The sequence below is a fragment of the Lysinibacillus sp. NPDC097214 genome (genome assembly GCF_050277945.1).
Lineage (GTDB): Bacteria > Bacillota > Bacilli > Bacillales_A > Planococcaceae > Lysinibacillus > Lysinibacillus xylanilyticus_B.
The window spans coordinates 514,204-527,486 of the sequence record NZ_JBNNSS010000002.1 but is presented as its reverse complement, the minus strand read 5'-3'; the positions used below and the strand labels follow the sequence as shown (position 1 = coordinate 527,486).

General features: G+C 37.5%; 10 protein-coding genes and 1 pseudogene. 8 read left to right on the top strand and 3 right to left on the bottom strand.

The window, feature by feature from the left end; translation table 11 throughout:
- Position 1 precedes the first annotated feature (1 nt).
- The 5 genes from ACQKMI_RS06360 (at position 2) to dinG (ending at position 6,706) form a co-directional block, all read left to right on the top strand.
- Positions 2-763, top strand: coding sequence for a CPBP family intramembrane glutamic endopeptidase (locus ACQKMI_RS06360; protein WP_427487803.1), 762 nt, complete (start codon positions 2-4; stop codon positions 761-763).
- 364 nt (positions 764-1,127) lie between these two features.
- Positions 1,128-1,964, top strand: coding sequence for a 3-methyl-2-oxobutanoate hydroxymethyltransferase (panB, locus tag ACQKMI_RS06355; RefSeq protein ID WP_427487802.1), 837 nt, complete (start codon positions 1,128-1,130; stop codon positions 1,962-1,964).
- Positions 1,964-2,818 (top strand): pantoate--beta-alanine ligase, encoded by an 855-nt coding sequence (panC, locus tag ACQKMI_RS06350; RefSeq protein WP_427487801.1) that lies wholly within the window; start codon positions 1,964-1,966, stop codon positions 2,816-2,818. Before panB ends, panC begins: the two co-directional genes overlap by 1 nt.
- A 1-nt stretch (position 2,819) precedes the next feature.
- Complete coding sequence (gene panD, locus ACQKMI_RS06345; RefSeq protein WP_427487800.1) at positions 2,820-3,203, top strand: aspartate 1-decarboxylase; 384 nt, start codon at positions 2,820-2,822, stop codon at positions 3,201-3,203.
- A gap of 731 nt (positions 3,204-3,934) precedes the next feature.
- On the top strand, positions 3,935-6,706 hold the full coding sequence (dinG, locus tag ACQKMI_RS06340) for an ATP-dependent DNA helicase DinG (protein ID WP_427487978.1): 2,772 nt from the start codon (positions 3,935-3,937) through the stop codon (positions 6,704-6,706).
- A 274-nt stretch (positions 6,707-6,980) separates the two neighbouring features.
- Here dinG and ACQKMI_RS06335 read toward each other — a convergent pair whose 3' ends face one another.
- Positions 6,981-7,202, bottom strand: a complete 222-nt coding sequence (locus ACQKMI_RS06335) for a hypothetical protein (RefSeq protein WP_427487799.1) — start codon at positions 7,200-7,202, stop codon at positions 6,981-6,983.
- Between the two features lie 248 nt (positions 7,203-7,450).
- Positions 7,451-9,259: a sensor domain-containing diguanylate cyclase gene (locus ACQKMI_RS06330; protein WP_427487798.1), complete on the bottom strand. Its 1,809-nt coding sequence runs from the start codon at positions 9,257-9,259 to the stop codon at positions 7,451-7,453.
- A 299-nt stretch (positions 9,260-9,558) separates the two neighbouring features.
- Here ACQKMI_RS06330 and ACQKMI_RS06325 point away from each other — a divergent pair.
- Both ACQKMI_RS06325 and ACQKMI_RS06320 read left to right on the top strand, forming a co-directional pair.
- A pseudogene (locus tag ACQKMI_RS06325) lies at positions 9,559-9,714 on the top strand (isocitrate lyase/phosphoenolpyruvate mutase family protein); the annotation flags it as partial.
- Positions 9,715-10,053: 339 nt separating this feature from the next.
- A complete protein-coding gene (locus tag ACQKMI_RS06320) occupies positions 10,054-10,410 on the top strand; it encodes a DUF378 domain-containing protein (protein ID WP_427487797.1) in 357 nt (118 codons plus the stop codon).
- A 290-nt stretch (positions 10,411-10,700) separates the two neighbouring features.
- Here the strand turns inward: ACQKMI_RS06320 and ACQKMI_RS06315 are convergent, their stop codons facing one another.
- On the bottom strand, positions 10,701-11,867 hold the full coding sequence (locus ACQKMI_RS06315; RefSeq protein ID WP_427487796.1) for a PucR family transcriptional regulator: 1,167 nt from the start codon (positions 11,865-11,867) through the stop codon (positions 10,701-10,703).
- Between the two features lie 138 nt (positions 11,868-12,005).
- On the opposite strand from ACQKMI_RS06315, the gene ACQKMI_RS06310 reads away from it, so the two are divergent.
- On the top strand, positions 12,006-13,250 hold the full coding sequence (locus ACQKMI_RS06310; RefSeq protein ID WP_427487795.1) for a Zn-dependent hydrolase: 1,245 nt from the start codon (positions 12,006-12,008) through the stop codon (positions 13,248-13,250).
- Positions 13,251-13,283 lie beyond the last annotated feature (33 nt).

Below are 13,283 nucleotides of genomic sequence, written 5' to 3'. Positions count from 1 at the left end.
GTTGGGATTAGAGATAAGAAGATTTCTATTTTATACCTTTGCTACGTCTTGGATAATATGGGGCAGTTTAGCCTTATTAACACAGCTGAATTTGCTGAAGTTTGGAAATGTAATAGCAATGCTATTATTTATTATTGGCGGAATTACTCCAGCAATATGTGAGATTTGGCTGAAAAAGAAACATTCAACTAAAGAAGAGTTCAAATCATTTATCCATAATGTAAAAAATCCTAAGCATCCTGTATCTTGGTACATATTTGCAATCGGATTGGCATTTGCGGCTTGTTTTTTACCAACGCTATGGGGCGGAGCAACTATGAAGAATCCAATATATTTAGCGTTACTGGAATTGCCGATTATGATTATTGGTGGAGGGTTGGAGGAAATCGGCTGGCGTGGTTTTTTACAGCCCACATTACAAAAGAGATGGTCTCCCTTCACAAGCACGATTATTGTGGGCGTTATTTGGGCAGTTTGGCATCTGCCATTATGGTTTGTAAATGGCTCAAATCAAATGAACATGAACTTTCTATGGTTTTCTCTAACTGCATTAGCGTTATCCTTCTTACTGACAATCATTTATTTATCCACTAAAAGTATTTTTCTCTGTATTATTTTCCACGCTTTAATTAATTCATTTTGGGATGTCTTTGTACCAGTGACAAATGTAACGTCTGGTTTATTCACATTTTTATTTGCTCTGTTTCTATTTACAATGTTTGAAGTTTATCGAAAATCCAACTTCCAGAAACGCATGGTTTGAAATTGGGGATATTTATCAATCGTAATTATTAGAAAATAATATTTGAAGATTACTAGGGGAATCTGTTATAGTATGTGCGAAGGGCAGTATCCTTTTGTGAACGGCACCTTCAAAACCGAAAGAACTATTTACAATAAATATCTGCCTTGATCTTTTAATGACAGGGACGGAAGAAAACAAGCGTTCAAAAATATAACTTAATTTAATGGAATGGGCAATTCATTGGATTACCTCCCTTTATTAAGTTATGCCTCTAATCAATAACGAGAGGTGATTTTTGATGACGAACGACACTACCCTTCTGTCCATTTTAGGAACAGAGGGGTTTTTCTGTTTTCTTCCCTTAAAAAAGGAGGACTACAAGATGAAAACAACATCAGATTTTTTAAAGATGAAAGCAGCAGGTGAGAAAATCGTTATGCTTACTGCCTATGATTATCCTGCTGCAAAATTTGCCGAGGAAGCAAGCGTCGATATGATTCTAGTTGGAGATTCACTAGGTATGGTAGTACTAGGCTATGATTCAACAATGCCAGTAACAGTAGCAGATATGGTACATCATGCAAAAGCAGTACGCCGTGGAGCAAAGGATACGTTTGTTGTTGTAGATATGCCATTTGGTTCGTACCATGGTGATGTACACGAGACGTTGAAAACGGCAGTATCGATGATGCAAGAAACAGGCGCAGATGCACTAAAGCTAGAGGGTGCAGGAGATGTTCTACCAGCCATTCATAAATTAACGTCAGCTGGCATTCCAGTGGTTGCTCATTTAGGGTTACTACCTCAATCAGCAGGCGTGCTTGGAGGCTACAAGGTTCAGGGGAAAACAGCTGAACAGGCAACGAAACTCATTGAAGATGCAAAAAAATGTCAAGAGGCTGGAGCATGTGCAGTGGTCTTAGAATGTATTCCTCATCAGCTAACAGAGATGGTATCTGCTGATCTGATTATTCCAACGATTGGCATTGGAGCTGGTGTAGAGGCTGATGGACAAGTTTTAGTTTATCATGACATGTTAAGCTACGGTTCACATCATGTACCAAAATTTGTGGAACAGTTTGCGAACATGGGCCAAGAAGCAAGCCATGGAATTGCTAGTTACGTAGAAGCGGTAAAGGCAGGTACATTCCCTGCACCGAAGCATTTCTTTACGATGAAAGAAGAAGCATTGGATCAGCTATATGGGGGCGTAAAGTAATGAAAGTCGTAACTACTATCCAAGCACTAACCATAGAAATCCAAGCGGCTAAGCAAGCTCAAAAAACAATTGGACTCGTTCCAACGATGGGCTATTTACATGAGGGCCATTTAACGCTAGCAAAAACAGCTCGCGCTGAAAATGATTTAGTCGTGATGAGTATATTTGTAAATCCAACACAATTTGGACCAGATGAAGACTTTGAAAGCTATCCGCGTGATTTACCACGAGATACTGCTTTGGCAGAGTCTGTCGGCGTAGATATTGTTTTCGCACCGAGTGTTGAAGACATGTATCCACATGATGGCGGTATTCGTATTCATGCGGGTGAACAGGCAACAATTCTTTGCGGTGCGAGCCGTCCAGGACATTTTGATGGCGTTTTACAGGTCGTAGCAAAATTATTTCATTTAGCACAGCCGACACGAGCTTATTTCGGACAAAAAGATGCACAGCAGGTTGCTATTATTGCGACGATGGTACGCGATTTTAATTTCCCTTTAGAAATGCGAGTAGTACCCATTGTACGTGAGGAGGACGGTTTAGCGAAATCCTCTCGAAATGTGTATTTAAGTGAAGCGGAGCGTCTTGAGGCGCCCGCCATTAATGAAGCACTACAGCTAGCTCGTGATAGCTTTCTAGCGAATGGTGGTGCAGCTGGCGCGCTTGCAAAAGCAAAGGCACACATTGCAGCACGTACACATGGCGAAATAGACTATATTGAACTGTTAGCGTATCCAGATTTAACACCCGCATTGGCTGAAACTGAGCAAGTGCTTTTAGCGGCAGCCGTCTATATTGGTAAAACTCGTTTAATTGATAATTGTATCTTTAATGTGAAAGAAGGATTGTAAAATGTTACGAATGATGATGAACAGTAAAATTCACCGTGCTACAGTGACACAAGCAGATTTAAACTATGTAGGCTCTATTACAATTGATGAGGATATTTTAGATGCAGTAGGGATGCTACCAAACGAAAAGGTGCACATCGTCAATAACAACAATGGCGCCCGCTTTGAAACGTATATTATTGCAGGGGAACGTGGATCAGGCGTTATTTGTGTGAACGGAGCCGCAGCACGCCTGGTGCAACGTGGAGATATTGTGATTATTATTTCTTACGTGTATGTAGATAATGATGAGGCAAAAGATCATAAGCCAACAGTAGCCATTATGGGCGAGAGTAATACAATTAAAGAAATGATATCCTATGAGCCAGAGGCAACGGTGATGTAATGTTATAAAAGCGGCTACTAATTTGTAACGTTAAAGACAATTTTTTTAAAGGTGATTGAATTCACCATAATTTGAAAGTGTACATTATTAAATTAAATTTTAATGATGTACACTTTTTATTATGTCAAAAAATTGTTAAAGAGAAGATATATCAGAAATTTGTCATGAAAATCTATTAATGAAGGATGGACACTATTGATTCTAGGTTTCATTGATTTCATATGAGCATTAAGTGAATTTAAAAGTTTTCCAAACTAAAATATTGCGTTAAAGATATGTTTTTAGCTCATTATCAAAAGTTGTGGATGACATTTTTAAAACATATGCAATGTATTAGTTGATTGGAGTGAAGGCTGGGCGACTCCTTGGGGATCAGCGATAGAGGAACGAAGGCTAAAAGCATCACATCCTGTGATAACGCCTTCGTGACCAACATCGTGTTGGCCCGAGACCCTGGAGCGAGCACATAGGGGAACGAAGGCTAAAACCATCACGTCCTGTGATAACGCCTTCGTGACCAACATCTTGTTGCCCCAAGCGGCTCATCGGACGCCCCCAGGAAAGCGCCCAGCCGGAACGGAAATCAACCACACGTAATGGAAATAGGTCATATTTTTACAAATATATTAATTTGGAGATTCTTGCTGATAATCAACAATGGCAGAGGGATGCCGTTGAGCCAAAAATGTGATAAAATTCATCTATCTAATGTGAACTGTGAGTTGAGATGTATGATGGAAAGTCAAAAGTATGCAATTGTTGATTTAGAGACGACTGGTCATTCACCGGCAAATGGGGACCGAATGATTCAAATAGCAATTGTTATTATGAAAGATTGGGAAATTGAACAAACGTATACGAAGTTTATTTATCCAGGTAAAGCTATTCCAACTTTCATTCAGGATTTAACGCATATTACGGATGAGGATGTAAAGGATGCCTTGCCGTTTGAGGCACATGCCGACTACATATATGAACTGCTTGCCGATTGTGTATTCGTCGCGCATAATGCGGATTTTGACTTATCCTTTTTACAAGCAGAGTTCAAGCGTGCGGGTTTATCAAAATGGCAGGGTAAAAAGATGGACACGGTTGAGCTTGCCAAAATTTTGTTCCCAATGTCACTCGGCTTTAAGCTAGGTGATTTAGCGGCTGATTTAAATATAGAGCTAGCAAATGCACACCGAGCAGATGACGATGCCCGTGCAACAGCGGAGCTCTTTAAACGGTGCTGGAAGGAGTTACTCAGTCTCCCGCAGCTAACCCTTGAACAAATGCACAAACGTTCATTCAGATTGAAATCAAATTTATCCCAGCTTTTCTTCGAGGCTCTTCAAATTAAACGACAGCATGTAACTGTTAATGAGAATGTCTCCTACTACCGCAATTTGGCAATATGTGATGGACGAAAAAAATATACAAATCATGCGGAGGTTGTATCATATCCACAAACAGTAGCTGACAAAACAGCATTAATGTCAAAAGCCATGTCGAATTTTGAGCAACGACCTGCGCAATTCGAGATGATGGACACTATTTGGCAAGCGCTCAATGACAAAAGGGAATGCGTGATAGAGGCCTCAACAGGTATTGGTAAAACAGCAGGCTATCTACTTCCTGCGATTTTGTATGCTCGAGCAGTCGATAAAAAAATCGCGATTAGCACATATACGTCACACTTGCAGGAGCAACTTGTTGAGGAAGAGCTACCAAAGATTGAAAAAATCCTTGGCACTAAAGTAAATATTGCTGTTCTTAAGGGCATGCAGCATTATATTGACGTTGCACGCTTTGAGCAATGTATGGCCTATGCTGATGAAACTTATGATGATACATTTACGATTTTGCAAATTCTTGTCTGGCTGACAAAAACTGAAACAGGTGTGCTAAGTGAGCTCAATGTATCTGGGGGCGGACAACTATTTTTAGAGAAAATCCGCAAAATGCCTGATGAAAAACCTTCAAAGGGCTTTGATTTCTATGAGCAAGCGTTAAAAAATAGCGAATTTGCCGATTGTATTGTAACGAATCATTCTATGGTACTCAGTGATTTAGTCCGTCAAACACCAATCTTTACACAAATTGAAGGATGGATCATTGACGAAGCACATCAATTTATACAATCTGCTATGCAGCAGGATGAAATTGTCTTCTCCTATACGCAGTGGAAGTACATTTTCGGTCAAATCGGAACGATGGAGGAAACTGCTTTGTTCCAGCAATTTAGTCAGGCAGCTAAGAAAAAACACCGTGTTTCTATGCAAAGCTTACAGCGACTAGATGCACAATTTATACGTCTACAACGGACATTCGATGAAACTATGCAACGGGCTGTACAAAAAATGCAGCAACAAATAAAAGGGAAGCAAGCTAGTAGTAAATGCACTTTATTTTTAGAAGATGTATCGCTAGCAAAAGAACCGCTTCTACAAGTGAGTAAGCTCACACAGCAGTGGCTTGATCTTGCGACAGAAGTAGGGCAGGCTTTTGAAAATAATATTGAGCAATTAGATAAAAATGAGCTCTTTATTTTATCTGAGTGGCATTATTGGATCCGTGAATTAAAAGTAAAAATCGCGGAATGGGAGGAAATTTTCCTATCGCCACAGGATGCTAATTCAGTATGGCTAGAATTTGATTTAAGGAGCGTTCCTGGAAGCTTACACGTCTATAAAAAGCCTGTTAATGTCACTCCTATCATTGAAAAAGTACTTACACCGCTTCGTAAGCAGGCAAGTATCGTATGGACTTCAGGTACTTTAACGGTACCAGGTAATGAGCGTTTTGTGACGAGTCAACTTGGTATTTCTGATAGTGTGCAAGTAATAAAGCTCCAAGCGCCATCATCCTATTATTCAGGTGCGAAGGCATTTATTGTCACGGATATGCCTGAAATTCAACATGTGTCTCAGGATGAATATATTGAAGCGGTCGCCCATGCGATTACACGTACCGTGCGAATGACTGAAGGACGTTGCTTTGTCCTATTTACCGCGCAGGACATGCTTCGAAAAACAGTGGAGCTTATTCAAGATAGTGAACTCCTTGATGACTATATGCTCTTTGCACAAGGAGTCACAGGTGGTAGCCGTATGCGAATTCTGAAATCATTCCAAAAGTTTAGCAATGCCGTTCTTTTTGGTACAAACAGCTTCTGGGAAGGTGTAGACGTTCCGGGTGACGCTCTTGCATCGGTTATCGTTGTACGCCTGCCGTTCTCTTCACCGGAAGAGCCTGTATTTAAAGCGCGAGCAAAACATATTACCGCACAAGGTCGCAATTCTTTCAATGAGCTATCACTACCAGAAGCCATCATGCGTTTTAAACAGGGCTTTGGTCGTTTAATCCGCTCATCACAGGATAAAGGAGCCTTTATAGTTTTAGACCGTCGTATTTCAACAAAGTCGTACGGCAAGGAATTTGTTAAGGCGTTACCACCGATTGATGTGAAAAAATTGCAGCTACCTGAGTTGTTAAAGGAACTTAATAATTGGCAGAAATAATGGGAAACCCTTTTAGCAGTCTTGCTAAAAGGGTTTTTTTAGTAGGGCTTAAACCTGAATGAAAAAAACAGAACGAAAACAGAGATCCCTAGCAAAAAAGTCTGCAAGCATAGCATTAAATTCACTCGCAAAAAAGCCCTCGACGATTGCGGGGGCTAGTTGCTTTCCTTCGGCAAATGTTTTTGTAGCAGAAGAGTAGCGATGGGTACAGAACTATTCCACCTCTATAGGCGGATTTTAGCTACTTTTCAGTAGGTAGTTCAAAAAAGAATTCCTACCATCTACGGAAACGAGGTCCAAAGCCGGGGAAGAAGGGTCTCCCAACTGGGAAGAATGGGCTAACTGGGAAGAATGGGTTAAATACTGGGAAAAATGGGCTAACAGGGAAAAAGGGTCTTCCTGGGAAGAATGGGCCTCTACCTGGGAAAAAGGGTCTCCCGAATGGGCCCATACCTGGGAAAAATCGGCCTCCGTCAAAACGCATTGGATTTACCATTTTTATAACTCCCTTCAATTGATATAGTATAGGCTATGTTCAATCAATGAAGTGGCTTAGACTAAGACACAGGTTGGGGATATTTGCAAAGGACGATTTTGGATTGTTCCGTAAATTGCCTCCTTTTTACATATACTCTTCAATTAGCATCTGGACCAATTTATGTGCGAGGTAAAGATTCTTTTCAATGTAGTGAAGTTCTTTAGTTGAATAGGTCAATAAATAGACCACTCATAATGAGTGGTCTATTACGTACAAGAAATCGTGTCATTGACATCATCTATTAAAAATTCAACACAGTTTCTACCTCGTTCTTTTGCTTGATATAATGCTTTATCACATCTTGATAATAATGTATTTCGTGTATCACCATTTACATAGCTAGTTACACCGAAGCTACTAGTTTTTCGCTGCACAATAGGGAATTGATAATTTTCTAGTTGTTGACGAAGTTTTTCAGAAATCTTAACAGCATCAATTAGTGTAGTTTGAGGGCAAATAACTAAAAATTCCTCACCACCCCATCTTCCAACTGTATCTTGCTCTCGAATCGTATTTTTCAATATCTCTGCTACGTTCATTAAAACTAAGTCTCCTACTTGATGACCGAACTCATCATTGACTTCCTTAAAATAATCAATATCTAGTAGAATAATAGAAAACGTAGTCTCATGATATTGAGCATGTTCAAATGCTTCTTCTAACACATAATCTAACCTTACACGATTTGGAACTTGAGTAAGTCGATCGGTATTTGCTAATTTTTCAAGCTCAAGTTTAGCTCTTTCTAGCTCTTGTGTTCGTTCTTTAACTTTATATTCGAGTGTTTCATTTAGTGTTTGTTGTATTTCCTGATGCTCTTTTTTAATAATATTGATTTTATCGCCTAATGCTAATGACAAAAATATAGATTCAAAAATAGCACCAACTGCTGGAACTTCCTCAAATATAACTGGATGGAATGGAATTATACTTAAAAAAGCCAATGCTTGTACAATGATGGAACCAAGCAAAACAGTCCAACCTACCATATAAAATCTAGCCATTTTCTGACCTTTTAACAACACAAATATTCCCGATAACCAAAGGAAAATAAAAACAACTACAGCCAAAAAAATTGTGACATTATTTGCAATTTCCACATCAGGGATAATGAATGAAGAAATTAAAGAAAGTATAGTGATCCATAATAGTAGATTTCCGATTTTGTGGCATCGAGGCAAATATTTTTTTAGTTCAAGAAACTCTTTGCAAAATAGAATCATAAACAAAAGTAAAAGATTCCCACTAATTGCGGAAGATTTTAAAAAAAACCATTTAGGCAAAAATTGTCCTACTAGCTCAATATCTAAAGAATTCAATGTAGCTTGATAGAGGATAAAACTAAACATATACAAAACATAGTAAAAGTAAGCCTTATCTTTTAACGAAAAGAATAAAAATAAATTGTAAATTAATAAAGCTAATAAGAATCCATAAAACATTCCTGTTAAATGTTTATAGTCAATAATCTTATTAATGAAGCTATCCGTAGTATAAAGATAAGAAATTGAATTTAATGGTAATTCCCCGTCTAATTTTAGATAAACTTCTTTGACGGATGGTTCTTGGATTTGAAATAAATTCGAGCGATAATGAATGTTTTGATCGTCCACATTTGAAATTCCTCTTTTTTGAACACGATAGGAGCCATCTTCTTTCACTAAATACATTTCAATGTTATCTAGTTTGTCTGTTACCTCTAACCAGTAAGACTCCTGTTTATCTTTTAATATTTTATCAGTATCCAATCGTAGCCAAATTGTATCATTCGTATGCCAAAAGAATACATAATTGTCTTTACTAGCGACAAATGATTTGTCATATGTACCACTTAATAAATCTTCTATTGTAATTTTTTTTGAAGGGTCACGAAAAATATCATAATGCTTTCCTAATATAATAGGTTCTGATAGTTCTTCAGCATGACATTGTAAGCTGAATTGTGTAAAAGTAAATATAAGTACGAAAAAAAAATAAAATAACAGGTTGGTTTTCATAATTTTATTTTTCATCATTCAATCTTTCTCCTATCTCAATCCCTTTTCTTCAGTCATTAGGAAGTATGCTGATGAAAGGTTAAATAAGGTGCTGTAAAATTAGAGTGTTATGTAAATATATCACACTTTATTCTTTATTTAGGATTTGAGTGCTAAATAAAAGATTAAAATAAAAAGTTACAATAATTAGTATGAAAAGAAGATAGATTGGTTAGGATTCCTTCGATTATCAAAGACCATAAGAGCAAGAATGAGGACTAAATGAATATCTATTACCTGATAATATGATGGCTAATAAACAATATGGAGGCATCATGATGTTAAAAATTCAGGAACTACATTCAGCTGAAGAGCTATTATTTATAGGTAATGTGTGGGATTTATTATCTGCGTTAACTATAGAAAAAGCGGGCTTTAAAGCAATTGGTACAACCAGCTGGGGGATTGCCACTTCTCTTGGGTGTGCAGGCGGCATGTGGAGAAAGGAATGGCTACTTCAGCATGAAAAATCCATGATTTAAAGGAAATCGAAAAAAGGGTCTTCACGTTAGAGTGCTAAGCCATTAAAAAGCGATTTATTATCTGCGATTTACTAACATTCTCTTTGTTTATTGCCTGCTATGCATTTTGTATAAAACAACGGTTATTGCTAAAAATAAGACCGTCAAAATGAGCGATTTAATTACAATAAGTATTTGTGATTTTCTTGTTTTTTATGACAGTTTTTTTGCAATGTCGATGCTTTTATACATGTGAAGAATAAACTTCAAGTGTAAACAGGCTTCGTATTTACAAATAAAGGAGGTGTAAACGTGAGCGTAGTTTATAGAATCGCTTTAGTGTTAGTCATCATTGGAGCCATCAACTGGGGACTTATAGGATTCTTTAGAATTGATTTAGTTGCCTATTTATTCGGTGGACAAACAGCAGTATTGTCACGATGGATTTATGCTTTTATCGGCTTAGCAGGGCTAATATCTATACCGATTCTGATTATGCGATTTGATGAGGATGAAGACCTTGATCCTCATACGCGCATAGACAGAAATCCAAGCTATGGCATGGAAGTTGGTGATGAAGCAGATTTTACTGCATTAAAGACGACGAATGTGCTAAAAGAAGAAAAAAAGGATTCACATATCAAAAATAAACACAAGAACAGAAAATAACTCCAAGCTAAATGATAGTACCACAAAAAAACCGACGAACAAATGTTTGTCGGTTTTTTTGTTCGTGGCTAAGAAAAATAAGGAAAACTCGCAAAGATACAAGGGATTCGCCCTAAGATAACGAAGCGGATATTTACTAGAAGCTCTTACATGAGCTGATATTACATAGAAAGGCGAAGGATTAGGCAGATTTATAAAACAAGAATTGGAACATGTAATTCCGACTTGGATTTCGGATAGACCAGCTCTAGAAAACGCTCAAAACGAAAGTTTTATGGTGATAAAACAATTTATTGGTGTGCCAATACGTCTTCAATCAAAAATGCGATATAGAGATTTGTTTTTGTAAATGGGTTACTTAAGTCCATATCTAAAAGTGTCTCTATTTTTTTTATTTTATAAAGTACTGTGTTGCGATGAATAAATTGACGTTCACTAATCCTGCGAGTACTACCATTCTCCTCAAGAAAAATGCGTAAAAATTGTACATAATCTGTGTTATGCAATTCATCATAGCGATAAAGTTGACCTAAGATGTCTTGGCTATATGATTTGATCAAAGTTTGATTTTGCACAGCCATAATAATTTTATAGGCACCAATTTCTTTATATTTGTATAGGAAGCGGTTGTTATGAAGCTTTGCTAATTGGATTACTGTTAATGACTCATCATAGCTTTTGCGAACATTTTCAAGCTCTTTATGATAATTTCCTTTACCAATGATAATATCTAAGTAACCATTTTTTTGTGTAATTTTGTCGTAAATTTCTTCAACAATTTTTGAGAAGGGAGTATTAGGTGTATTGATTTGTGCTTTGTCGATTAAAAAGATGAGGTGATTTTTATGCTTTAGTTTTAAGAAGCGTTTATATCTATTTTGAAATGCAAATTGGATCATGACTTCGTAACGGTCAATATTAGTTTGTACACTATTTGTTGTACATGAAATGATGGCTAGCTCCCTACCTAGTGGAAATCCTAGTAGTGCTAATTGATCCTTAATATAGTGGGCGTTTTGTTTGTAGTGAAAAAGTAAGTTATAAAGAACCTTTTCTTCGATGGACAGCTCTTGATGGTGATTAGCGATAAATTGAAATGTTGTTTTTAATAGATCGGCTATCCGATAATTCCATGGCATGTGAAAAATAGGGAAATCATGTTCGTTGGCAAAAGAGGTTACTGATTCTGGTATGTTTGGAATATATGGACCAGTATTAATAATAAAACCTGCTACCTTTTTAGCGAAAGCTAGTTTTACAAGCTGCTCTAAGGAATCTCCAGAAGATAAATTAATACCTGTAGTCACGACTAATTCATTAGGTCTACAAAACATAATTAAATCGATGCTTTCAACTACGTTAATCCCTGTAACTCTTCGATACGTTCCGTTATGTCCAGCTACTAATGTTAGCATTGGGAATTGAACTCCCTCTACAATTTTGCGAATTGTCCCCATTTTCCCCCCCCTTATTATGAACATAACTTACCATATATTATGTGCAGATGCACATATTTTTTTAGTGTGCTAGCTATATCTCATAATTTTTATCTTTTATAGAATGTGTATAACTACTGTGAAAGAGAGGAATTGCATATGTATAAGTGTAATAGTAGACGATTGCAAGAGTTAATTGAACAATTTAGTCAATTTGGAGCTACCGAAAATGGTGGCGTAACTCGTTTGTCTCTTTCGGATGAAGATGTATTAGCAAGAAACTATTTTTGTGAGTGTTGTGATGAATTAGGAATGGACATCAAAGTCGATGATATGGGTAATATTTATGCTATTCTCCCTGGGAAGAAGGATGTCCCTCCAATTGTGATGGGGTCACATTTAGATTCCGTTGAAAAGGGTGGAAAATTTGATGGTGTACTAGGCGTTTTAACAGCCCTAGAAGCCATTAGGACATTAAAGGAAAACGAGATTGAGCTAGATATCCCTATCATGATTGTTAATTTTACGAATGAAGAAGGTGCTCGTTTTGATCCGGCAATGATGAGCTCTGGTGTCATTTCAGCTAAATTTGAAAAAGAAAAAATGCTGCAATCTGTCGACAAAAATGGCACTAGTTTCAAAGAAGCGCTTCAAGCGAGTGGGTATGAGGGCGATCAAGAAAATCGTTTAAAGGAAGCTCTTGCTTATATCGAATTGCATATCGAGCAAGGACCTGTTCTAGAGGCAAAGCAACTGGAAATAGGAGTTGTTGAAGGTGTATTAGGGATGGTTTGCTATGAAATTAAGGTTACAGGGCAGTCCAATCATGCTGGAACGACGCCGATGACAATGCGTCAAGATCCGATGATCGTAACGTCAAAAATCATTACGTATTTACATGAAGAGCTCGGAAAAATTGATGAGCAGTTAGTATTTACCTTTGGCCGAATGAATGTATCTCCAAATATCCATACCGTTATACCGAACAATGTGACGTTTACGATCGATTCACGTCATCAAAAACCAGAGATCATGCAAAAAGTTGAGGAAATACTGAATCATCTTCCTACAGAGGATATGGGCTGTAACATTAAGGCGGTTAAGCTATGGGGGAGAGATACAGTTTATTTTGATACTCATATTTGTAATGAAGTGGCAAAGGCTTGTCAGAGCTTCGGCTATACTGCTCATCGAATGTTTAGCGGGGCGGGACATGATGCGCAATATATGGCAAGTATTGTTCCGTCAGCGATGATTTTCGTACCTAGTATTCATGGTAAGAGTCATTGTGAGGAAGAGGAAACAACATTTGAGGATTGTGCGAAAGGAGCAGATGTATTACTTGAAACAGTATTGACGCTGCAAACAAAGTTCAGTATGGGGGAGACTTTCACATTACATTAACGTGGGTTTTATGAATTGTCTTTCCTAACATTG